The 23,429-nt window shown below is 71.7% G+C and carries 15 protein-coding genes; 1 reads left to right on the forward strand and 14 read right to left on the reverse strand.

Annotated features, from left to right (window positions below; all coding sequences use genetic code 11):
• Positions 1 to 36 precede the first annotated feature (36 nt).
• From ispG to BIU95_RS11375, 7 genes are all read right to left on the reverse strand, one after another.
• The gene (gene ispG / locus BIU95_RS11345) at positions 37 to 1,191 is read right to left on the reverse strand and encodes a flavodoxin-dependent (E)-4-hydroxy-3-methylbut-2-enyl-diphosphate synthase (RefSeq protein ID WP_171907786.1); all 1,155 of its coding nucleotides are present in this window, start codon (positions 1,189 to 1,191) and stop codon (positions 37 to 39) included.
• A gap of 56 nt (positions 1,192 to 1,247) precedes the next feature.
• On the reverse strand, positions 1,248 to 1,808 hold the full coding sequence (locus tag BIU95_RS11350; RefSeq protein WP_071251711.1) for a cysteine hydrolase family protein: 561 nt from the start codon (positions 1,806 to 1,808) through the stop codon (positions 1,248 to 1,250).
• Positions 1,805 to 3,319: a cytosine permease gene (locus tag BIU95_RS11355; RefSeq protein WP_071251712.1), complete on the reverse strand. Its 1,515-nt coding sequence runs from the start codon at positions 3,317 to 3,319 to the stop codon at positions 1,805 to 1,807. Before BIU95_RS11355 ends, BIU95_RS11350 begins: the two co-directional genes overlap by 4 nt.
• A gap of 25 nt (positions 3,320 to 3,344) precedes the next feature.
• The gene (locus BIU95_RS11360) at positions 3,345 to 4,673 is read right to left on the reverse strand and encodes an RIP metalloprotease (RefSeq protein WP_175470761.1); all 1,329 of its coding nucleotides are present in this window, start codon (positions 4,671 to 4,673) and stop codon (positions 3,345 to 3,347) included.
• Positions 4,674 to 4,801: 128 nt separating this feature from the next.
• Entirely contained in the window at positions 4,802 to 5,914 is a 1,113-nt protein-coding gene (gene dxr, locus BIU95_RS11365) for a 1-deoxy-D-xylulose-5-phosphate reductoisomerase (protein WP_071251713.1), read from the reverse strand.
• A gap of 2 nt (positions 5,915 to 5,916) precedes the next feature.
• Complete coding sequence (locus BIU95_RS11370; RefSeq protein ID WP_071251714.1) at positions 5,917 to 6,888, reverse strand: FKBP-type peptidyl-prolyl cis-trans isomerase; 972 nt, start codon at positions 6,886 to 6,888, stop codon at positions 5,917 to 5,919.
• A gap of 6 nt (positions 6,889 to 6,894) precedes the next feature.
• Complete coding sequence (locus BIU95_RS11375) at positions 6,895 to 7,404, reverse strand: OsmC family protein (protein ID WP_017885731.1); 510 nt, start codon at positions 7,402 to 7,404, stop codon at positions 6,895 to 6,897.
• A gap of 34 nt (positions 7,405 to 7,438) precedes the next feature.
• On the opposite strand from BIU95_RS11375, the gene BIU95_RS11380 reads away from it, so the two are divergent.
• Positions 7,439 to 8,431: an asparaginase gene (locus BIU95_RS11380; RefSeq protein ID WP_051067348.1), complete on the forward strand. Its 993-nt coding sequence runs from the start codon at positions 7,439 to 7,441 to the stop codon at positions 8,429 to 8,431.
• Between the two features lie 47 nt (positions 8,432 to 8,478).
• Here BIU95_RS11380 and BIU95_RS11385 read toward each other — a convergent pair whose 3' ends face one another.
• The 7 genes from BIU95_RS11385 to BIU95_RS11415 all read right to left on the reverse strand — a co-directional run bounded on the left by BIU95_RS11385 (position 8,479) and on the right by BIU95_RS11415 (position 23,405).
• Positions 8,479 to 9,234: a hypothetical protein gene (locus tag BIU95_RS11385; RefSeq protein WP_017885733.1), complete on the reverse strand. Its 756-nt coding sequence runs from the start codon at positions 9,232 to 9,234 to the stop codon at positions 8,479 to 8,481.
• Positions 9,235 to 9,299: 65 nt separating this feature from the next.
• Positions 9,300 to 11,228 (reverse strand): zinc-ribbon domain-containing protein, encoded by a 1,929-nt coding sequence (locus BIU95_RS11390; protein WP_139179760.1) that lies wholly within the window; start codon positions 11,226 to 11,228, stop codon positions 9,300 to 9,302.
• On the reverse strand, positions 11,225 to 13,702 hold the full coding sequence (locus BIU95_RS11395) for a DUF3488 domain-containing protein (protein ID WP_071251716.1): 2,478 nt from the start codon (positions 13,700 to 13,702) through the stop codon (positions 11,225 to 11,227). The genes BIU95_RS11390 and BIU95_RS11395 overlap by 4 nt, the downstream gene beginning before the upstream one ends.
• Complete coding sequence (locus tag BIU95_RS11400; RefSeq protein WP_056069134.1) at positions 13,699 to 15,012, reverse strand: DUF58 domain-containing protein; 1,314 nt, start codon at positions 15,010 to 15,012, stop codon at positions 13,699 to 13,701. The genes BIU95_RS11395 and BIU95_RS11400 overlap by 4 nt, the downstream gene beginning before the upstream one ends.
• 98 nt (positions 15,013 to 15,110) lie before the next feature.
• Complete coding sequence (locus BIU95_RS11405) at positions 15,111 to 16,082, reverse strand: MoxR family ATPase (RefSeq protein WP_027465773.1); 972 nt, start codon at positions 16,080 to 16,082, stop codon at positions 15,111 to 15,113.
• Between the two features lie 61 nt (positions 16,083 to 16,143).
• The gene (locus tag BIU95_RS11410; RefSeq protein ID WP_071251717.1) at positions 16,144 to 21,996 is read right to left on the reverse strand and encodes an Ig-like domain-containing protein; all 5,853 of its coding nucleotides are present in this window, start codon (positions 21,994 to 21,996) and stop codon (positions 16,144 to 16,146) included.
• A complete protein-coding gene (locus tag BIU95_RS11415) occupies positions 21,993 to 23,405 on the reverse strand; it encodes a serine/threonine-protein kinase (protein ID WP_031259111.1) in 1,413 nt (470 codons plus the stop codon). The genes BIU95_RS11410 and BIU95_RS11415 overlap by 4 nt, the downstream gene beginning before the upstream one ends.
• Positions 23,406 to 23,429: the final 24 nt, after the last annotated feature.

Below are 23,429 nucleotides of genomic sequence, written 5' to 3' on the forward strand. Positions count from 1 at the left end.
CTGGCACCGGGCCTCCGGTCAGGATGGTGGTCGCGCCTACGGCGCCATGATCACCTGGGGCGTGCCGGTGGCGGCCGCGGGACCCATCTCGTCCGCGATGCGGTTCGCCTCGTTGATGAGCGTCTGGACGATCTCGGCTTCGGGCACGGTCTTGACGACCTGGCCCTTGACGAAGATCTGCCCCTTGCCGTTGCCCGAGGCGACGCCGAGGTCGGCCTCGCGCGCCTCGCCCGGACCGTTCACGACGCAGCCCATGACGGCGACGCGGAGCGGGACGGTCATGCCCTCGAGCCCCTTCGTGACGTCGTTCGCGAGCTGGTAGACGTCGACCTGCGCACGACCGCAGCTCGGGCAGGAGACGATCTCGAGCTTCCGCTCCCGCAGGTTGAGCGACTGCAGGATCTGCAGGCCGACCTTGACCTCTTGCGCGGGCGGGGCGGAGAGCGACACGCGGATGGTGTCACCGATGCCCTCGGCCAGCAGGATGCCGAACGCGGTGGCGCTCTTGATGGTGCCCTGGAACTCCGGCCCGGCCTCGGTCACACCGAGGTGCAGCGGCCAGTCACCAGCGGCGGCCAGCTGGCGGTAGGCCTTCACCATGACGATCGGGTCGTTGTGCTTGACCGAGATCTTGAAGTCGTGGAAGTCGTGCTCCTCGAACAGGGAGGCTTCCCACACGGCGGACTCGACGAGCGCCTCGGGGGTGGCCTTGCCGTACTTCTGGAGCAGGCTCGGCTCGAGCGACCCCGCGTTCACACCGATGCGGAGCGAGACGCCGGCGTCCTTGGCAGCCTTGGCGATCGCGCCGACCTGGTCGTCGAACTTGCGGATGTTGCCCGGGTTGACGCGGACCGCCGCGCAGCCGGCGTCGATCGCCTGGAAGACGTACTTCGGCTGGAAGTGGATGTCGGCGATCACGGGGATCTGCGACTTCTTCGCGATGATCGCCAGCGCGTCGGCGTCGTCCTGCGTGGGCACGGCGACCCGGACGATGTCGCAGCCCGACGCCGTGAGCTCGGCGATCTGCTGCAGCGTCGCGTTGATGTTGGTGGTCTGCGTCGTGGTCATCGACTGCACGGACACCGGGGCGTCGCCGCCCACGAGCACCTTGCCGACCCGGATCTGCCGCGACTTGCGACGCGGAGCGAGGGTTTCGGGGGACTTGGGCATACCGAGGTTGACTGCGGGCACGTGAGCACTCTACGCGCTCGGTCTGACCATGCCGGCTCTGGTCCCCGTGGGTCCGTTCAGAGCTCCCTGACCGAGTCCACGACCGTGATGAGCGGGGCGTAGAGCCGCATCACCGCGAGGGCCCGGTCGTGGTCCGCGTCGCTGGCGCCGGCGCAGGCGTCGGCCACGACCGTCACCGTCGCGCCGGCATCCGCCGCCGCCAGCGCGGTCGACAGCACGCAGCAGTCGGTCGACACCCCCGTGAGCACCAGGTGCGGATGGTCGCCGACGACGGCCTGGAGGCTCGTCCCCCACTTGCCGAAGGTCGGTTCCGTGACGACGGGGTCGTTCCGGTCCGCGGCAGCAGACGCGAAGGGCTCGGTGAGCGCGTACAGCGGGTCGGCGTCCGGGAGCAGCGCGAAGGGCCACTCGCGGTAGTACGGCACCCACGCGCCCTCGGGCTGGACCGGGGCGACGAAGCGGGTGAAGACCGTGCGACCGGTGAACCGGGGCAGGAGCCGTTCGATGCCGGCGCCGGCGTGGTCGAAGCGCGGTGCCGCCCACGGGTTCTCGCCGGTGAAGACCTGCTGCATGTCGATGACGACGAGCCAGGCGTCGTCGGGGACCTCCGCGCTCATCGCAGGTCGTCCGGGGTGCCGAGTGCTTCTGGGGTGCCGAGTGCTTCCGGGGTGCTCAGTGCTTCCTGACGGCGGATCGACCCACGCGCGAACAGCAGCGTGCCGAGGAACCCGACCAGCAGGGCGACGAGGACGCCGAGGTTCGCGTACGCCCAGGCCCCTCCGCGTCCGCCGAGTCCCAACGGGCCGAGCAGGTAGCCCTGCCAGTTCAGCCACGCGGGGACGCCGTACGTGTTCGTGACCAGACCCCAGCCGAGCACCGTGCCGAGCACGACGAGCGCGATCGGCAGCCACCGGACGTCTCCGTAGCGCCCGCGGCGATCGTCGAGCTCCGCCTCGGCGTAGGCGCGACGACGGAGCAGGACATCTGCGACGAAGATGCCGGCCCATGCGGCGATCGGCACCCCGAGGGTCACGAGGAACGCCTGGAACGGCTTCACGAAGCTCTCCGAGAAGAAGGCGATGTACACGGCGCCGGCGACCATGAACGCGCCGTCGACCCCGGCGGCGACCGGCCGCGGGATCTTCACGCCGGCGCTGAGCAGCGCGAGGCCCGACGAGTAGATGTCGAGGACGGCTCCCCCGACGAGCCCGAGGATCGCCACGATCGCGAACGGGACGAGGAACCAGATCGGCAGGATCGTGGTGAGCGCGCCGATCGGGTCGTCCTGGATCGCCGCGTTCAGGTCCGGCGAGGACCCGGCGAGCAGGACGCCGAAGACCACGAGGATCGCCGGTGCCAGTGCGCCACCGAGGGTCGTCCACCCGACGACGCCACCGGTGGACGCGCCCCGCGGCAGGTACCGCGAGTAGTCGGCGGCGGCGTTCACCCAGCCCAGGCCGAACCCGGTCATCACGAGCACGAGCGCCCCGATGACGTTCTGGGTGCTGCCGGACGGCAGGGCACCGAGCGCCGCGAAGTCGATCGTCGGCGCGGCGAGCACGATGTAGACGACGGTCAACACGGCGGTGACGACGGTGATCACGGTCTGCAGGCGCATGATCACGTCGAACCCGGCGATCCCGGCGCCGACCACGAGCGCTGCGACGACGATCAGCGCGACGACCTTCGTCAGCACCCCGCCGTCCCAACCGAGCTCGGTGAAGACGGTCGAGGTCGCCAGGACCGCCAGCGCGGCGAGCGAGGTCTCCCACCCGACGGTGAGGACCCAGCTGAGGAACGAGGGCACCCGGTTGCCGCGGACCCCGAACGCCGCTCGGCTCAGCACCATGGTCGGCGCCGAACCGCGCTTGCCGGCGATCGCGACGATGCCGCACAGCAGGAACGAGAACACCACCCCGATGACCGAGACGATCGTCGCCTGGGCCAGCGAGATACCGAACCCGATGACGAACGACCCGTACGCGATGCCGAGGACGGAGATGTTCGCCGCGAACCACGGCCAGAACAGCCCCCTCGGGGAGCCCTTCCGATCCGACTCGGCGATGACGTCGAGCCCCTGTCGTTCGACGGCGCGAACCTCGGGAGGGTTCGTGGCGGCTGTGCTCATGCGCTGAGCGTAGTGGCTCCGAGCGCTACCCGAACAGGTTCACAGGTCGGACGATGTCGGCGTAGATGAGCAGCGCGCTCATGCCCGCCAGCAGCACCACGACGACCATCGTCAGCGGCATCGTCTTCGCCAGGTCGATGGGCCCCGGGTCGGCCTTGCCGACGAGCTTGAACGACCGTCGTTTGATCGCTTCCCACAGCGCGCCCGCGATGTGCCCGCCGTCGAGCGGCAGCAGCGGCACCATGTTGAGCACGAACAGGCCGATGTTGAGCGAGGCCAGCAGCCCGAGGATCGTGTACGCCTTGTCGACCACGGGGACACCGCTCATCGACGAGACCTCCCCGATCGCACGACCGACACCGACCACCGACACGGGGCTGTCCTGCGACCGCTCCTGCGCACCGAACGCGGCGTTCCACACCGCGACCAGACGCTGCGGCAGGTCGATGATCAGGTGCGCCGACGCGGCGATCTGGGCGCCCGTCGCGGGCAGGACCGCGGCCGGGGACTGCCGCACCAGGGACTGACCGATGCTGACGCCGACCACGCCGACGCGCTGGGTCTTCGTGGTGCCGTCGTCGTTCTTGACGACCTTCCCCTCGGCGTCGTAGACGTCACGGGTGGCGGTCGTCGGGGTGATCTCGAGCGTCTTCCGCGCGCCGTCGCGGTCGACGACCACGGTGACCTGCTCACCCGCGGACTCCTGGAAGACCTGGGAGACGCGCGTGATCGTGGGGTCCTGCTCGCCGTTCACCGAGAGCACGACGTCGCCGGACTCGATGCCGGCCTGCTTCGCCGGGGACACGGCGTCGCCGGGCGAACACTCGGTCGTCCGGCTGTTCGGCAGGACGCAGCCGACACTCGACGTGAAGGTCGTGGTCGGTGCCCCGAACCCGCACAGCAGCACGCCGAACAGCACGATGCCGATCACCAGGTTCATCGCCGGGCCTGCGACCATCACGATGATCCGCTTCCACGGCGTCAGGCGGTAGAAGGCGCGGGAGTCGTCGCCGCCGGAGTCCGCGATCTGCTCGGCGCTGGCCTGACGGGCGTCCTGCACGAACGCGCTGTACATCCCCGTGTTCGTGATCTCGCGGCCAGAAGCGCGCGGCTTGAGCATGCCCACCATCGAGATGTACCCGCCCAGCAGGATCGGGCGGATGCCGTACTCGGTCTCACCCCGCTTGAACGACCACATCGCCTTGCCGAAGCCCAGCGAGTACTGCGTCACCTTGACGTTGAAGAGCTTCGCGAAGGACAGGTGCCCCAGCTCGTGGAGTCCGATCGAGACCAGCAGGCCGATGATGAAGACGACCACGCCGAGGACGAAGAGCAGGACGGATTCGACGGTCACCGGGAAAGAGTACGGGACTGATTCCATGACGGAGCCGAGCGCCGTCTGCGAGGCGAGCTGGGCCTCCAGGCCTTTGCGTCACGTCCGCGGTCTGCCGCCTCCGCGTCGGACGGGAGGCGCGACCCGCGTCAGCGGGTCAGTGCGCGGTCCGCAGCGGTGCGCGCCCACTGCTCCGCAGCGAGCACGCCGTCGAGTGACGGCTCCCCCGCGGTGTGCTCCTCGACGACGCGCTCGACCGTGTCGACGATGTCCAGGAAACCGATCGCGCCGGCGTGGAACGCGGCGACGGCCTGCTCGTTCGCGGCGTTGAACACGGCCGGGAACGTCCCACCCAGTTCGCCCACCCGCTTCGCGAGGGCAACGGCTCCGAAGGCGTCCTGGTCGAGGGGCTCGAACGTCCACGTGCTCGCGGTCGTCCAGTCGAGCGGGGTGCCGACGCCGGGCACGCGGTCCGGCCAGGCCAGACCGAGCGCGATCGGCAGACGCATGTCCGGCGGCGATGCCTGGGCGATGGTGGAGCCGTCGACGAACTCGACCATCGAGTGCACGATCGACTGCGCGTGCACGGTGACGTCGATGCGGTCGTACGGCACGCCGAAGAGCAGGTGCGCCTCGATGACCTCGAGCCCCTTGTTGACCAGGGTCGCGGAGTTCGTCGTGACGACGAGTCCCATGTCCCAGGTGGGGTGCGCCAGCGCCTGGGCGGGGGTGACGTCGCGGAGCTGCTCACGGGTGCGCCCGCGGAAGGGACCGCCGCTCGCGGTGAGGACGAGCCGCTGCACCTCGGTGTCGGCGCCGGAACGGAGCGCCTGCGCGATCGCGGAGTGCTCGCTGTCGACGGGCACGATCTGCCCGGGCGACGCGGCCTGCTGCACGAGCGAGCCGCCGACGATCAGGCTCTCCTTGTTGGCGAGGGCCAGTGTGGCACCGCTCTCGAGCGCCGCGAGCGTCGGACCGAGGCCGACCGAGCCCGTGATGCCGTTCAGGACGACGTCGGCCTCGACGCTGCGGACGAGCTGCTCCGAGTCGGCCGCACCGAACGCCGTGTCGCGGACGCCGAACCGGGCGGCCTGCTCGGCGACCAGTGCACGGTTGCTGCCGGCAGTGAGCCCGACGACCTCGAACCGGTCGGGGTTGCGGGCGACGACGTCGAGCGCCTGGGTGCCGATCGAGCCGGTGCTGCCGAGGACGACGATGCGCCGACGCTCCGGACCGGCGCTGCCGACGCGGTCGTCCGTCACGGTCAGCCCTTGGCGAGGATGTCGACGACGAAGACGAGCGTGGCGTTCTTCGGGATGCCCGAGCCCTCCCGCGGGTTGGCGCCGTAGGCGTCCTCCGGCGTGGCGACGATGAGCACCTGCGAGCCGACCTTCTGGCCGACGAGCCCGGTGACGAAGCCCTTGATGAGCGCGCTCTCCGAGACGGTGAAGGTGGTGGGGACGCCCTTCGACCACGAGGAGTCGAACTCCTTGCCGGTGTCGTAGACGACGCCCTTGTACTGCACGAGCGCGGTGTCGCCGTCGGCGATCGCGGCGCCGTCGCCCTGCTTCAGCACCTCGACCGTGGTCTTCGTGGGTGCCTTCACGCCCTTCGGGACCGTGATCTCCGGCTCACCGGAAGCCTTGTCCTTGACCGTGGGCAGTCCCGGGTCCTGGTCCTGCGGGGTGCCGTTCGCCTTGGTCGGGGTCTGCGCGACGACGTCGGCGACCACGACGATCTCGCCGCCGGTGTTGAAGCCGAGTGCGGAGGACTGTCCGACCGCGGCGATCCGGTCGCCGACCTTCGAGCAGGCCAGGAGCGCGCCGAAGCCCTTGCCACCGACGGAGAGCACCTGCGGGTTGCCCTCGTCGAAGCCGACGGTGCCGAGCTTCTTGGCGTCGGACGCCTCGTACACGCTGTAGGAGACCTGCGCGTAGTCGCCCTCGTCGAGGGACGCGCCCTTGCCCTGCACGAGCCGGGTGGCCTGCGGGGTCTTGGCGGACAGACCGGACGCGAACTTCACGCTCGGCGCCTGCGCTCCCCCGAACGCCCCGGTCGCCTTGATCGAGTCGGACGACTTGCCGGGGTCGGGGCACGAGGTGATCGCCGAGGCCGTGGCACTGGCCGACGGGGTCGGCGAGGCCGAGGGCCCGCTCGAACCGGAGCCGGAGCAGGCGGCGAGTCCCAGCACGACGGCGGGGACGATGGCGATCGGGAGCAGGCGGAGACGCTTCACGGGAACCTAGTCTGCCCCACCAGCCGAAGAGTCCCCTGCCAATGACGCAGGTCGGACGACCAGCTGCGGCTCGTGGTGCACCGGGAACGCCACCGACCGCGCGATGAAGCAGAGCTCGTTGGCCGTGGTGTGCGCGGCCTCGGCGTCCGCCACCCGGTCGGCCTCGAGGATCGTGACCACCGGGTGCAGGGTCGCCTCGGTCAGCTCGCCCGACCCGTCGCGGTTCAGGCGGAGCGACGCGGTCGCGGTATCCCGGTAGTCGACGACGGTGAAGCCCTTCGTGACCGCGACGTGCAGGTAGCTGAGCATGTGGCACTGGGCCAGTGCCGCGACCACCATCTCCTCGGGGTTCCAACGATCTCGGTCCCCGCGGAACGTCGGGTCGGCGGAGCCGGGGACGTCGGGCTTGCCGGTGGCCGAGACGACGTGTTCGCGGCCGTAGTCGCGGTACCCGGAGGTGCCGGTCCCGCGGTCGCCGGTCCAGCTGACGGAGACCTCGTAGGAGTGGTCGTGCACGGGTGCGCCCCTTCGCCTTGGCTAGCATGGCGGCATGACGGTGAGCCCCGAAGTCCGCAGTGATCGCCATCCTCTCACCGCCGACGGTTCCGTCGAGTTGGCGGTGCTCGAACGCTCAGGGTTCGACGAGAGCCGACACGTCGGAGCCGGCGTCGTCGTCGACGCGACCGGCACGGTGATCGACTCCGTCGGCGACGTGACCGCGAGCATCTACCCGCGTTCCACCATGAAGCCGTTCCAGGCGCTGGCGGTCCGACGAGCCGGTGCGCTGTTCTCCGACGAAGAGCTCGTCCTCACCACCGCGAGCCACGCCGGCACCGCCGCGCACCAGGCGCTCGCCCTGCACATGCTCGAGTCCTTCGACCACGTCGAGGCCGACCTCGGTTGCCCGCCGGACATGCCCTTCGACCGCGGGACCGCCCGCACGATGGACGGCCCCCGCCGACTGGCCATGAACTGCTCCGGCAAGCACGCCGGCATGCTCGCCGCCTGCCGGGTGAACGGGTGGGACGAAGCCACGTACCTGGACACGGAGCACCCGTTGCAGCAGCGGGTGCGTTCCGTGGTCGAGGAGTACACGCACGAGTCCGTCGACCTGGTCGGCACGGACGGCTGCGGCGCTCCCGTGTTCCCGCTGAGCCTGACCGGGCTCGCGCGCGGGTTCGCCGGGGTCGTGGCACGGGCCGACGACGACTCCGCCGCCCTGACCGACGCGGTCCTGGCCCACCCGTGGGCGATCGACGGCGTCGGACGTGCGAACACGGTGACCATCGAGCGGCTGCAGGTGCTCGCGAAGTTCGGTGCCGAGGGCGTCATGGTCATGGGGTTGCCCGGCGGTGCGGCGGTCGCGGTGAAGGTACTCGACGGCTCACAACGGGCCGGCACCCTGGCAGCCCTGGCCCTGCTCGAGCGCAACGGGCTCGTCGCGGCCGACGGGGTGGCCGACGTGCTCGAGGCGACCGGTGAGCGGGTCCTCGGTGGCGGTGTGCCCGTCGGGACGGTGCGCGCGGGCGCCGGGCTGCGCTGATGCTCGGTCGTCGCTGATCGATCGGCGCCCCCGTCCGGCGCGCTTCCTCAGCCGGTGCCGACGGGGTCGAGGTCGAGCAGCGGGAGCGCCGGGGCGACCCGGACGACGTCGTGGTCGTCGGATCGGCGGACGGAACAGCCGTACCGCGTGACCTCGACGGTGACGTCTCGTTGTCGGGGCACCGATCCGAGTCCGGCCACGAGCACCACGGTGCCGAGCGGTCGGCCGCCCTCGTCCATCCACACCGCGACCGAGGTGCCCCGCGGCAGGGTGCACGGCGAGGGCTCGTCGCTGGTCGGTCCCCCGGCGTCGAGGAGTCCGGGCGCGACGGCCCACCGCAGGTCGTCCCCGTCGTGGACGGCAGCGGCACGGAGCTGCTCGGCGAGCCCGCGGAACACCGCGAGAGCCAGTGCCCCGGTCCCGACGACCGCGACGTGTGACGCCGCATCGACCCGGACCACGTGATCGCCGGGACCGTGTCCGAGGACGAGTGTGGGTGACCCACCATCGGCGTCGGGGACGAGGGCCGCCGGCGGTTGCAGCACGTGGAGGCGTTCCGACGTGTCAGGAGGTGTGCCCGGAGCACCGACCCGGTCGGGGATCGACGGCGCGACCACCACGACCGGACGGTCCGCCGGGAGCGCCGACGCGGAACGGTGGAGCACCACGTCGACCAGGGCGCAGCACGCGCCTGCGCCGAGCAGGACACCGTGCCCGACGCCGCTGAGCGGCGCGAGGACGCCGACCACGACGAGCGCGACCGCGGCCCCCACGACCACGCAGCGAGCGGTGAACCGGGACATGTCCCCATCGCACCAGGAACCGGGTGCCCGACGTTGGCCCGGGAGCGGATCTGTGGAGAAGTGCCCTACTGCACCAGGAAGAACTGCTCACCGATGTCGACGCGCGCGCCCCGCTCGACGCGGTACCGGCGACCGGGCTCGCAGCGGCGGATGGATCCGTCGATGTGCCGGACGACCGTGCCGTTGCCGGAGAACCGGTCCGAGACCCACAGGTCATCGCCGTCCCGGCCGAGCTCGAGGTGGGTCTTCGACACGGACTTGCCCGGATCGTGCACGGTCAGCAGGTCGTCGTAGCGCTCCCCCGGCTGCGGTCGGGGCAGTCGACCGAGGAGCCCGGTGCCGTGCACGCCGAGCCGCTCACCCGTGCTGAAGTGCAGCACGAACGGAGCCCGGGTCGGGGTCTTCGCGACGATGCGGGTCTCGTCGACGTCCTCGTCGAGGTCGTCGACTCCGGCGTTCGAGTCCGGCCGGTCAGCAGGTTGCAGGGGCAGCGCCGGTCCGGTCACGCCCGGGATCGGGGGCAGGGGCGCAGCGAGCGGTGCGCCCGTGGTCGTGGTGGACGGCGCCGAGGACGGCGCGGCGACGGAACCCGGCACGGGTGGGATCGGCGAATCCGCGACGAAAGGCGCCCCGCGCGGTGTCTCCGATTCGGTCTCCGGTGCAGCGTGCGCCCCGCGGGGGCGTCCGCCCGGACTCGACTGCTCCACGTCGGCGGGGACGGACTCGTCGTCCGCCTGGATCTCGTCATCCGGCTCGTCGAGTGCGGCGACGTCGGCGGACCCGTCTGGGTCCGCGGGCTCGTCCGCACTGCTGTCGTGCCCGTCGTCCTGGTTCGTGGCGGTGCTCGCCTCGGACGTCTCGGTGCCGGCGGTGTCGTCCGCTGCCCAGTCGGGCCGGGTCATCGGCAACGGCATGACCGGGCCGGTGAAGGCCGCGGTCACGGCGGGCCGGACCGCCCCGCACTCACCGCAGAAGATGTCGTCCGGCTCGAGCCGGTTGCCGCAGACGTGGCAGATGGTCGTCTCGTGCATGCCCGGTGTGACGAGCGGGGCCGGACGCGGCGGACGGCGGTCGATCAGCGGTTCGACCACGGCGGTGTCCCCGGGCTGCGGGGGCGACACGACGGGCGACTGGTCGTCGTCGGCAGCGGTCTCCGAGGCAGCGACGGTCAGGTGGTCTGGCTCCGGCGCGGAAACGACCGGCGCGTCGGACGCACGCGCGGAAGCCGGAGCGTCCTGCTCGGCGACCGGTTCGGACGGTGCTCCTGGCATGGGCGGGACGACCGGCTCGGCGGGTGACTCGGCGGCGGCAGGTGCGCCCCGGCCCACCCACCAGGACGGACCGGCGGGTGCTGCCGGCGGTGCGGAGTCGGCTGGCGGTGCCCAGACGGGCAGCGAGGGCTCGGGCGCGACAGGCGCGACGGGAGCGACGGGAGCGACGGGAGCGGCTGGCGGAGACGGCACCGGCTGTTGCACGGTGGGCGCATCGGCGTCGTTCGCCGGCGCCGCGGGTGTCGCGGGTCGACCGGGTGCCGGGGCGATCCGGGTCCGCTCAGGGTCGTCGGCGTCGAGCGGGTCGGACGCGTAGGCGTCGGGGTCCAGGACCGGCTCGGCCGCTGACCGGTCCGCCGCACCCGACCAGTCGTCGAGCCCCGACCCGGCACCGTGCACGTGCGAGGGCGCCTGTCGTGGGGCGAGGTCATCGGGACGCTGCACCGGCACGGGGGCCGGCGGTTCCTCGCCGCGGCGGTCGGCACCGGTGAGCCAGGCACGGGTCGCGGGGTCGAGCGTGGATTCGGGCAACCAGGCGTCGGAGGCGGGGTCGGATCGTCGGCCGTGCGCGTCGGGCTGCTGCAACGGCGGCGGCGGTGCCTGCTCGACGGGGGTCGGCGCGACCGGGCGACGGCTCGCCGCAGCGGTGACCGCGCGGCCGCACTCACCGCAGAAGATCGCCCCGTCCGGGAGCATCGATCCGCAGTGTTCGCATCTGATCACGTGGTGCCTCTGTCCTCACTCGGCCGACCACGACGCTCGTCCGGCCTCTGGACATCGTAGTCGCCGCGCCCCGGTGCACCCTGGCCGCCGGTCCCCCGACGAGCCCGCGCCGTCGGACGCCGCAGCGTTCCCCGCAGGGACCGGAGCGAGACCGCCGTGCGGAACCGCTCCCGGCGGGTGCGGTCGCGGCGCAACGAGCCGATCGCGTCGTCGGTCGCGGACCACATGCGGTCGGCGGTGGTCTGGTCGGGGTCGCTCGGTCCGAACACCGCGCGGTCGGCCAGCGCAGCGAGTCCGGTACCGCCCTCGCCGGGTGCGCCGACGACGGCTTCACGACGAGTGGCGGAACGCCGCACGTCATGCCCACGGTCGAGCAGCTGGTCACGGTACTCGTCCCAGGCACCGACGATGCGGCCCCGCGGCGAGGCGGCGTTCCGCCGTCGGCGCCGTCGCAGTCGCTTCAGCAGCACGATCACGGCGAACGGCAGGAGCACGAGTGCGACCACGCCGAGGGTCCCGAGTGCCCAGGGCAGCACCGCGAGCAGGATCTGGAGCCAGAGCGGCTGCACCGGCGGCGTGTTCCGGTCGCTCTCCGGAGGCGCCTGCTGGTCCTGGTCCTGCTGGTCCACCGGAGGCGGCGGCACGACGGTCTCCGGCCGGGTCACCGGCTGCGGGGTCTGCTGCTGCTCGTTCGGGATGTCGCGCACCTCGGGGTTCGGGTTGAGCATCACCCATCCCCACTGCGCGGTGTCCACCTCGATGCGGGCCGTCACGTCGGACCCGCGGAAGGTCGTCGTCCCCCCGCGCTGTGCGGTGCCGTTCCGGCCAGAGTCTCCCCCGGCGGTGAAGCCCATCACGACCCGTGCGGGGAACCCGATCTCGTCCGCCATGAGTGCGGCGGCCGCGGCGTACTGCTCCTGGTCGCCGATCATCAGGGGTGCGGTCAGGAGCTCCTGGACCCGGTCGGCGCCGTGGCCCGACCGGCTCTTCCGGTCGTCACCGACACCGTGGCTGACGTACCCGTTCCGCTGCAGCGCCTGCAGCGCGGCGAGGAGCTTCGCCCCGGGCGCCGACACGTCCTTCGTGGTCGACTCCACGGTGTCGCGGACGGCGTCGGGGACGTCCCGCGCGGTGGGCACGGCAGCGCTCCCCGGCCGGGCGGTGGCGAGCTGCCGTTCGGTCGGCTGGTCGGGCAGCACCGCGGTGAGGTCGTAGGAGGTGCCGTCGCCGACGCCGCCCACAACCGCGCCGGTGCTGGTCGACCCGTTGTAGAAGAACGCGCCGCGCTCGTCGTCGGCGTCCTTCCCGGTGAACTGCACACGTTCCAGGTCGCCGACGGTGGGCAACCAGACACCGCGGTAGCCGTCGACGGTCACCCCGACGTCGACCGTGGTGCCCCGGACACCCCGGACGTCGACCGCGGTCGGCACCCGTTCGAAGGTGCCCGAGCCGGCCGAACCGTCGGACCCGCCGACGCGGTAGACCACGCCGTCGTACGTGTCGAGCGTCGCGATGCGGACGAACCCGTCCTTCGGCAGTCCGGTCACCCGGAGCTGGGTGGCGTCCGATGCCGTCGACTCCTCGTAGGCACGGAACCCGCTGAGCGGACTGACGTAGTCGCGGGGGTCGAACGGCTTCACGACGTCGGTGCGCGCGACCGTGCGGTCCCCGGACGGCGGAGCGACCAGGCCGAGACCGGTCGCGACGACCGCCGCGGCCACGATGGTCCCCGTGCCGACGAGCGCCGGACGGACGATCGATCGCGCGACCGGCACACGGGAACCGATGGTGGTGGCCACCGCGACCGCGCGACGCGCGTGCCGCACCGTCAGCGCCCAGACGAGCGCGATGCCGACCAGGACGACGGCCGTCACGATCGACGTGTCGAGCCGGCTCGGCCCGACGACCACGCCCACCGCGAAGAGCACGAGTGCCGGGATGCTCGCGAGTTCCTGCCTGGAGGCGCGGGTCGCCACGCTCACAGCGGTCACCGTGGCGACGAGCAGCGTCACGAAGTACGGCACGAGCAACGCTTCGTACGACCCCACGGGCAGGCTGATGGTCACCAGCTGCTTCCAGCCGAGGGCGACGCCCGCGAAGAGGTCGAGGAATCCGCGCCCGGTGGGCAGCAGGCCGTTGGCCTGACTCGGCACGGCGGCGGGGACACCGCTCACCGTGAAGGCGGCGACCGTCGCGATCGCCACGACGGCCGTCGGCAGCCGGAACAGGGTGCCGAGGAGCGCGACGACCGTCCCGATGACGATCGCGGTGACCGCCGCGGTGAGCATCGCTGGGTCGCGGTACACCGGCCACCACGACGTGCTCGCGACGGCCAGCAGCAGCCAGACCGCCAGGGTGCCGCCGGCGAGCCGGAACGGGACGAGTCGTCGGGCATCGCGACGGTCCGACCGTCGCGTCGAACGCCTCGCCCGGTCCGCCGAGGGTGCCGGGGTGGTCACGGGTGCGGCGCTCACGCTGCAGACGCCGATCGGTGCAGGGCGTGCCGGAGGTCGTCCAGGTAGCCGATGGTCATCACGGTCAAGCCGGCGACCCGCAGGAACCGGGGCTGGGCCTCGGGCTCGCAGATCACCGCGACGACCTCCACCCCGACGGGGAACCGGGTTGCGGCGAGCCGCAGGGCGGGCAGGCCGACGGTGGACCCCACCACGAGGAACGCGACGGAGATGCCCTCGGTGTCGCTGCCGACGATCCGCGAGACTTCGGCGATGGGCAGGCAGGCGTCGGCGAGGCCGACCGAGGCGAAGTCGTCGAGCAGGCGCGTGGGCGTCACGGTCGGGAGCGTCCGCACGGCGTAGACGGCGCGCTTGGCGAACTCCGGGGTGCGCTGCGACACCACGACCGAGACCTCACGGCCGTCGCGGATCGCCCGGGCACCGAGCGACGCCGCGGCGCTCACCGCGAGCTCGAACTCCTCGTCGTCGGCGAACTCGCCGCGGGCGATGCCGAGCGCGACCACGAGGTGCGAGCGTCGGGTGTCCTCGAACTGCCGGACCATGAGCGCGCCGGACTTGGCGGTCGACTTCCAGTGGATGGTGCGGGGGTCGTCACCGGGCATGTACTCGCGGATCGCGTGGAAGGCGATGTCCGACGGCGACAGGTCGGTCGTCGCCTGCCCCTCGAGGTCGCGCACCAGGCCCGTGCTCGTCGACGGGATCGCGATCGTGCGCGGGTGCACGATGACCTGCTCGCGGGCGGTCCAGACGACCTCGCGGCGGACGAGCCCGACCGGGTCGGCGCGGACCCCGGTCACGGGACCGACGTCGAGCACCCCGCGGCGGAGCGTGGGGACGGGAACCTGCCGTTCGAACGTGCCCTGCGGCCCGATGGCGGGGATCGCCACGTCCACGAGGCCCGATCCGACCGGCACCTCGACGGTCGTCGGCACCGACGGCAGCCGTGTGGGGTTCTCGGCCGTGACGATCACACCGGCCTCGTCGCCGACCGCGACGCGGTGCTGCGGCAACCGCATCCGGATCGCGAGCCGCGACCGGCCGATCAGCGCCACCGCGGCGACGACCGCGAGCACCGCACCGGCGAACCCGACGACGACGATCTCCCGCAGGCCGAACCGGTAGCCGGCCACGAACGCGACGAGCGTCAGCGCGGCGACCGTCCACCCGAGCCCGGTGACGACGGACGAGACCTCGCCCCAGAGACGCAGGACGAGCCTCCAGGCCGTTGCCCAGAGCCGGACGATCCCGATCACCGCATCCGCTGCGACGCCGTCGCGGTCACCGACGATGCGCGTCCGGACGTTGGTCATGCCGGTGACGGTCCCCGTGCGCTCGTACGCCGTCGTGCCACGACGCGACCGCGTCGAGGACGGACGGCGCGAGCGCGTGGAGACGGACCGGCGGTCCGTCACGTCGTGACTCGGTCGGCGGGCGGCGGGGTCTCCACCAGCAGCTGTGCGATGACGCTCGGTGCGCTGACGCCGTCGAACTCGGCCTCGGCGTCGAGCACCAGGCGGTGTGCGAGGACCGGGACCGCAAGCGCCTTCACGTCGTCCGGGGTGACGTAGTGCCGGCCGCTCAGCGCCGCGAGGACGCGGGACGCACGGATCAGGCCCATCGCACCGCGGACGCTGACGCCGAGTCGGACCTCGCTCGCCGAGCGGGTCGCGTCGACCAGGCGGGCGACGTAGTCGGCGATCACGGCGTCGACGTGCACGGTGCGCGCCAGGGCCGCCATCTCGGTGATGGTCGCGGCGGGCACGACGCTCGCCAGCGGGACCGACGCCGAGGGAGCCGACGAGGTCTCCAGGATCTTCACCGTCGCGGCGTGGTCCGGGTAGCCGATCGACGTCTTCATCAGGAAGCGGTCGAGCTGCGCCTCGGGCAGTCGGTACGTGCCGGCCTGCTCGATCGGGTTCTGGGTCGCGATGACCATGAACGGCGCAGCGAGACGGTGGTTGACGCCGTCCACCGTGATCGCGGACTCCTCCATCGCCTCGAGCAGCGCGGACTGGGTCTTCGGACTGGCACGGTTGATCTCGTCGGCGAGCACGATGTTCGCGAAGACCGGCCCGCGGTGGAAGTCGAACTCCTGCGTCCGCTGGTCGTAGACGCTGATGCCGGTGATGTCACCCGGCAGCAGGTCGGGGGTGAACTGGATGCGGTTCGTGGTGCCCTGCACGCTCTGCGCCATCGCCCGGGCCAGGCTCGTCTTGCCCGTGCCGGGGACGTCCTCGAGGAGCAGGTGTCCCTCGCTCAGCATCGCCGTGACCGCGAGGCGGATCACGAACGTCTTCCCGAGGAGCACCTGCTCGACGTTGGTCACGATGCGGCCTGCGACGTCGGCGAACCAGGTGGCCTGCTCCGGGGTCATGCTCATGCGGGATGGTCCTTCGGTCGTGGCGGGAGGTGCGGCAGAGGGCTGGTCGGGGCGGCGGGGGTCAGCCGCCGGGGGCGGGTTGCGCGGGGGTCGGTTCCGGGTCGGGTGCGTCCGCGATGACGAAGGCTTCGGTCGCCTCACCGGTCTGCGACAGGTTCGAACCGTCGGACGTCGTGACGGTGGCGCGGACCTTCACCGACTTCGCCCCCAGCGGAGGAGTCGGTGCCGTCTCACCGGCGTTCCAGCCTGCCGGGAACCCGATCGGGAGGTTGCCGTCATCATCGAGGTACCAGTAGGCGGTGTACCGGACGGTCCCGCCGCTGGGACCGGTCACCGACAGGGGCTGGCCCTGCTGGGCCGTCGTGATGGAGACCCGGGTGTCGAACGCCGCTGCGGCGCCGGTCCACGATTGGTCGTCGGTGGTGCAGAACGAGCTCCCCGGGCCTCCACAGGCACGGAGGACCAGCTGGGAGGAGATGTTCCGGCCACCTGCGCCGGGAACGCCCGTCCACGATTGGCCGGGCTGGAGCGTCACGGCCTGCCCCCCGGTCTCGAGCTGGTAGTGGTCCGCGGGCCGTGACGGCGCCGTCAGGGTCACGTTCCAGATGTTGGCGCTCGTCTCCGTGGTGCGGACGTCCGGTCGGCTCGTACCCGACGGGCGTTCGTAGGTCACGGCGTCGACGTACTCGACGTTGCAGAAGTAGCCGTTGGTCACGGTCACCGCGTACCGGGTCGACCCACCGCCGACACCCGAGTCGCGCGTCGGACTCGAGCTGCCGAGTGAGTTCGAGGACGGCGCAGCGCAGTTCACGTTGCCGGAACGGAACACGGCGTAGCGGAGCCCCGAGCCGCCCGCGGCATCACCGGCGCTCCAGGTCACGGTGACGGTCGACCGACCAGAGGAGTCTGCCTGGTCTCCGGCGACCGCCTGCAGGTTCGTCGGCTTGCCGGGCGTCCCGACGGCGCTGCCGGTCGCAGACGCGGAGTTCCACTGCACGACGGTGCCGTTGCGGTCGGCGTCGTTGCGGGCCGACACGGTGACCTTGTACTGAGCAGCACTCTGGGCACCGGTGAACGAGGTGTTCGTGGCGGTCCCGGTGTGGCGAGTTGTCGACAGGCCCGGGCCCTCGATCGACACGATGTAGTCGTCGACCGCGCTGCCGTTGTTCGGCGCGGACACCTTGCCCCACTTGACGTCGAGCTGGTTCGGCGTCGACTTGCTCGGCGTGACGGTGATGCCCTTCGGCGGTGCCGGCACGAAGTCCGCGCTCACCGGGGCTGAGCGGGCCGAGGGCTTCGAGTCGCCGATCGCGTTGGTCGCCACGACCTGGAACCGGTAGGACGCCTTCGGGTCGAGTCCCGTGAGCGTGCACACCGTCGCGGTGCCGCAGTTCTTCGAGACACCGTTGGTCCCGACGACGCGGTAGCCGGTGATGGGCGAGTTGTTGCCCTGCGGCGTCGACCAGGTGAGGGTGGCCTGGCCACCGTCGTAGGAGCCGGTCCGGCTGGGCGCACCGGGGGCATCGGGAACGTCCTGCACCGAGATCGTGACGTCGCCCCAGACGTAGCGGTCGGGATCGTTCGTCGCGTCCGCCACCTGGTACTGCAGGTGCGCGTCGCCGGGCTTCGCGGTGGCTGCGACCGAGACCTGCAGGCGGGTGCGGTCACCGCTCGGGGTGACGGTGACACCGCTCGGCAGCCCGCCGGACAGTCCGCGGATGTTCACCACGCGCAGACGCTCACCCGGGAACGGGTTGGTCGGCTGGTCGTTCGTGAGCACGTCGATGGTGGTGGTCGCCCCGCGTTTGGTCACCGAGCGGTCGGCGCCGGGCTGCACCACCGGTCGCGTGGAGGCGACGACACCGACGGTGACCGTCCCGGCACGCCCGGCGTTGGCGTCGTCGGCGACACCGATCCCGACGGACGCCGTCGTGTTCTTCTTCGCGGTGTCGGCGACCGAGATCGTGAGCTGCTGCTTCGCGATCGACGCGGTCGTCCCCGCTGCGGGCCGCCCGACGATCGAGTACCGGAGTTCCGGCAGGTCCTTCGGGTACGGGTAGTCGGTCAGCTTCGTGAGGTCGATCTTGCGGGTCTCCCCCGGCTGCATCTCGACCGAGGAGCCCGTGAACGCCGGCGGCTGGTTCGACCGGGGCGTCACCGTGATCGGCAGCACGAGTGTGGCGACGCGTCCCTTGCCGCCGTTCGCCGACGACCCGTCGGTCACCTCGAACGAGATCGACGCCCTGCCGTAGTAGAGCTTCGCCGACGTGAACTGCAGCGTCGACGAGTCCACCACGAGACTCTGCCCGTTGGCGTGGGTGGCCTTGACCGTGCCGCGGTCGGTGATCTTCGCGGTCTTGCCGTTCGCGGTGACGACGAAGTCCTGCAGCGGGATGCGCACGGTCGCCTCGCTCTTCACCGTGACCGCGCCCGCGCTGCGGTTGATCTGGGGCAGGGCATCGTCGAAGCCCGGCACGTTGATGAAACCGTAGGACACGATGTCCGGATGGTCGATCCGAGCGACCGAGAACGGGATCACCTGCGAGTCGTCGGTCAACCGCACGGTGATGCGGCCGTCGTCGGTGGGCTTCGCCGTGTCGCCGTAGCCGGGGACGACGCCGACCCGCAGGTCGGCCGCGGTGCCCTCGGCGAAGAAGACGTTGTCGAGCACGTCGACGGTCACGCTCTGCCGGTGCAGGATGTCCTGCAGGTCGAGGGTGGTGTCGTCGACCTCGGGCCGGAGCGGCTGGGCGTCCGGGTCGACGGTCACCGTGAGGAAGGCCGTGCTCGATCCCCCGCTGGTGTTCGCGACGGTGTACAGGACCGCGAAGTCACCGCTCTTCGCCGACTTCGGGGGCGTGACGCGGATCTGCTGCTTGCGGAGGATCTTCGCGGTGACGTCCTCTGCCGTGGGCTCCGCCTGTGCGACGGTGAGCTGCCCACCCTCGGGGTCGGAGTCGTTCTGCAGGACGCGCACCGTGACCGAGCCGCCCGGCCGGATGGTGACGTGGTCGGCCTCGGCCACGGGGTTCGACGCCTGCTCGGCGCGCGGCGCGATGCCGACGCGCACGGTGCCGCTCGCACGGGCGCCGAGAGCGTCCACCACGGTGTAGGTGAACTCGTCGGTGCCGGCTGAGTAGTCGCCGGCCTCGTAGGTCAGGGCGTCCGCGGCCACGTCGGTGACCGATCCCTTGTCCGGGTTGGAACCCACGCCGACGAGCTGGACGGAGTCGCCGTCCGGGTCGATCCCGTTCAGGGGCACGCTGACCCGCACCGACGACCCGGCGACGACGCGCGCGGTGACGGTCTGCGGGACCGGCGGGTTGTTCGTGGCGGCGTCGCGCTCGCGCACCGAGATCGACACGGCGGCGTCGGCGTACTGGCCGTCGGGCCCGGCGACCCGGTAGACGGCGGTGTAGTTGCCCGGCGTCTTCGGGGCGAGGTACCGCAGGTGGTCACCGGAGACGAACAGCAGCCCGCCGTCGCCCGGCACGTTCTGCACCAGCTCGGGCTGCAGCGTCAGCGGCTCGCCTTCTGGCTGGGTGTCGTTGTCGAGCACGTCGATGTTCGCGACGTCGCCGACACGCACCGTGGAGCTGTCCGGTTGGGCGACCGGTGGCTGGATGCGGTCGGGCTTCGGGATCTCGACGACGGTGATCGTGCCAGGGGACGACGCCAGGCCGTTGGTCTCGGTGTACCCGAACGAGACCGGTCCGTCGAGCGGTGCCGTGAGGGTGACCCGGACCGTGTGCTGGTCGAGGATGCTCGCCTGCACGCCGCTGCCGCGTCCGGGGCCGTCGAGCGCCGTCACGAGCAGCACGCCGCCCGCCGGGTCGATGTCGGTCGCGGTGACGTCGGTGTCCTTCGAGGACAGGGTGTTGACGAACACCGTCTTCGGCGTGGTGATCGGCGCAGTCGACGCGTCCGGTGGCGCGAGGACGGTCACACGGACGATGCCGCTCGACGTCTTCACGCCGTCGGTCACCGTGTACTCGAGCTGGTGGTCGCCCGCCCGTTCACCCTGCACGCGGAACGTGCCGGCGTCGTAGCTCGGGGTGACGGTGAGGCCGGACGCCGAGGACACACTCGTCAGCGTCACGGTGCCGTTGCCGCCCCGCACGTGGTCGAGCGGCTCGACCGTGAACGCCTTGCCCGCGTAGCCGGACACGGGGAACGGATCGGCACGCAGCGGGACGGTGCCCTGCTTGGCCACCCGGACCGTCACGGCGCCCCGGCCGTCCGCGCGGCCGTCGCTCACGACCAGCTGCACGGACCGTTCGCCGGTCCGACCGCTGTCGTTCCGGAAGTCGAGCAGACCGTCGGGCGTGGTGGACACCCGGTCGCCGTTCGACGCCGTGGCCGACTCCAGGTACACCGGGTCGCCGTCCGGGTCGACCCAATCGCCGAGGACGTTCGTCACGACGTGCCCGTTCTGGACGACGTCGGCAGAGGTGTCGCGCACCTGCCGCGGTGCTTCGTTCTGGCTGTCGGGGCGGACGGTGACCCGGACGGTCGCGGTGTCGGAGCCGCCGTTGCCGTCGGTGATCGTGTACGGGAACGTCACGGTTCCGGTGGCGCGCGACGACAGCGTCACCTGCAGGCGTTGGCCGTCGCCGACGATCGCGACGCGGCCGGCGGACTTCGAGATGGTGCCGACCTTGCTCACGATGATCGGGTCACCGTTCGGGTCGTAGTCGTTGAGCAGGACCGGGAGGCTCGTGGTGCGTCCCGGACGAGCGCCCAGTTCGTCGTCGACCGCGACCGGCGGCTTCTGGTCCTTGTCGACCTCGGGGTCGTCGTCGGAGACCTGCTCCCGTTGCTGCTGGTCGTCCCGCTTGATCAGGTCGGCCCAGTTGTCGATGAGCTGACCGCTCCGGTCGATGGCCCAGGAACGGCCGCTCGTCGGGTCGTTGGCGACGACGGTGTCGCCGTTGTGCAGGATCTGCAGTTCGCTCGTGCCGCCGGTGCTCGCCAGCCGCTGCAGCGCGTTGCCGTCGCAGGTGTCGATCGCCTGTCCGCCCGCCCATGCCGCGTAGGTGCACGATCCGTCGACGTAGGGCCGGGCGGCGCGTCCGGAGACCTGGAGCGCGGTGGCGTCCACGGCACCGGAGGCGCTGACCCGGACCAGGCCCGCTGTGCCGGCGACGGTCACCTGGGCCGTCGTGTCCGACGAACGCTGCAGCGCCGGCGACGAGCCCACCCGGTCACCGAGCTCGACGGTGCGGCCGTCGACCGACAGGGCACCGCTCGTGCGGTCGAGCACGGCGAGGTGCCCGTCGAACGTCGCGACCTGGAAGTCGTCGCCGCGGTCCATCTTGACCTTCCACCGTTGGTCGACGGTGAGTGTCGTGCCGACGTCGACGAGCGATGCCGTCCCGGTCTTCGCGGAGTAGACCGCGACGTGCCCGTCGGAGGCGTCGAAGACGGTGTCGGCGCCGAGGGTCAGGTCGGCCTTGGCCGACGCGTCGAACTCGGCGAGGTCGCTGGCGGGTGTGGCCCAGAGCTCGCCCGTGTCGGCGTTGCCGATGACCGCGGTGTCACCGGCGAACAAGACATGTGGCGTCCCCGCCGGCAGGGTGATGGCGTCGCCGACGGTGGCGTCGGCGACGTTGACCTGTGCGACGGTGCCCTTCGTCTCGTCGACGCTGTAGACGGTGGATCCACGCTGCAGCACCGAGAGGTCGTCGCTGGCCGTCTCGACCGCGGTGTTGAGCTGCAGGATGCCGGTGTTCGCCCGTCCGACGGCGCCGTACTCGGCAGAGGGCACCCACACGGTGCCGTCCCCGAGGTCGACGCGCTGCGTGTGGTACCCGGTGGACACGATGGCGGTGGTCGCGACGACGGCGGCGACGAGCACCGAGACGCCCGTCGTCACCGCGGCGGAGCGGTGCTTCGCGAGGAGGGCGCGGATCACCCGGCGCTCCCGATCGTCGCGCACTTCTGCGCACTCGCAGCGCCCGTCTTGCCGTCCCGGTTCACCGCGACGGCGATGCACTCCTCGTCGCCCCGGTCACCGGAGACGACGAAGGTCGTGCCGGTCTGCTGGCTCGAGGAGCCGTTCGACGAGATGACGTAGGTGTCGCCGCTGCGCAGGCCCGGGTCGGTCCAGCTGAACGACACCGACTGCGGGGACGTCTCGGCGCGGAGTTCGGCGACGACGGGGATCGCCCCGGCGCCGAGTCGTCCGACGACGACGACCGTGGCGACGGCGAGGGCGGCGACCACGACGACGGTGAGGGAGGTCGCCCAGACCAGGGTCGAACGGCTCCGGCGGCGGCTCCGCGTCACGGAACCGGTGCGGTGCACCGTGCCGACGCTGTGGCCGCCGCCGGCCACGACACCGCCCTGCACGGCGCGTCGGGTCCGGCGGCGGCCACCGACACGGGTCGGCGGCTGCAGCTCACGGATCATCGTGCGGTCGCCGTGTGGGGTCGGTGTGGAGATCGCCCAGGCCTCGACCGCGACGTCGGCGGACGTCTGCGGGATGCCGAGCTCGGCCTCGACCTGCTGGAACCCGCGCACGAGCTCGATCACCGACGCCGGGCGCCCCTGCGGCTTGCGCGAGAGTGCCGAGGCGAGCAGGCGCTCGAGCGAGGGCGGCACGTCGGTGCGTCCGGTGGGCTTCACCCCGCCCTTGTCGATCCGGTGCATCAGGTCGTTCGCGCCGTTCTTGCCGCCACGGACCTCGAACGGGCTGCGCCCCGCCAGGAGCGAGTAGACGGTGGCAGCGAGCGAGTACACCTCGGACTGGATCGTGCCGCGCGACTCGTCGATCAGGACCTCGGGGGCCGACCACGGGATCGACATGCCGATCGGCTCGTCCGGGTCGGTGCCGCCGATGGTCGCGGCGATGCCGAAGTCGGAGAGCACGGGGTTGCCGTAGGCGGTCAGCAGGATGTTCGACGGCTTGATGTCGCGGTGCAGCACGCCCTCGCGGTGTGCGGTCTCGAGGGCGGATCCGATGCGGATGCCGATCGACAGCACCTCGGAGACCGGGATCGGTTCGCGACGGTACCGCTCGCTGAGCGACGACGAGCAGAGCTCCATCACGAGGTACGGGCGACCGTCCGCCGCGACGCTCGCCTGCAGGACGGTGAGGATCGACGGGTGCGTGCTCAGCCGGGCCATCAGGTTGGCCTCGGCCTGGAACATCTGCCGGACACGGTCGTCGACGACCTCGTCCAGCAGCACCTTGACCGCGACCTGGCGCCGGGGCATGTCCTGTTCGTAGAGGAAGACGTCGGCGAAGCCACCGGACCCGAGGACGTGCACGGGACTGAAACCGCCGATCACGGGCGGGTTGGACGGCAGGCGTCTCGCCATGGTCCTCTCCTCCCCCCGGCCGAG

The sequence above is a fragment of the Curtobacterium sp. MCBA15_007 genome, from assembly GCF_001864905.1.
Taxonomy (GTDB): Bacteria; Actinomycetota; Actinomycetes; order Actinomycetales; family Microbacteriaceae; genus Curtobacterium; species Curtobacterium poinsettiae.

Bases quoted from the DNA above. Each gene is read 5' to 3' on its own strand.
- BIU95_RS11380 (WP_051067348.1), top strand. From the start codon at position 7,439: ATGACGGTGAGCCCCGAAGTCCGCAGTGATCGCCATCCTCTCACCGCC.
- BIU95_RS11405 (WP_027465773.1), bottom strand. From the start codon at position 16,082: ATGAGCATGACCCCGGAGCAGGCCACCTGGTTCGCCGACGTCGCAGGC.
- BIU95_RS11415 (WP_031259111.1), bottom strand. From the start codon at position 23,405: ATGGCGAGACGCCTGCCGTCCAACCCGCCCGTGATCGGCGGTTTCAGT.
- BIU95_RS11385 (WP_017885733.1), bottom strand. From the start codon at position 9,234: ATGTCCCGGTTCACCGCTCGCTGCGTGGTCGTGGGGGCCGCGGTCGCG.
- BIU95_RS11400 (WP_056069134.1), bottom strand. From the start codon at position 15,012: ATGACCAACGTCCGGACGCGCATCGTCGGTGACCGCGACGGCGTCGCA.
- BIU95_RS11350 (WP_071251711.1), bottom strand. From the start codon at position 1,808: ATGAGCGCGGAGGTCCCCGACGACGCCTGGCTCGTCGTCATCGACATG.
- BIU95_RS11355 (WP_071251712.1), bottom strand. From the start codon at position 3,319: ATGAGCACAGCCGCCACGAACCCTCCCGAGGTTCGCGCCGTCGAACGA.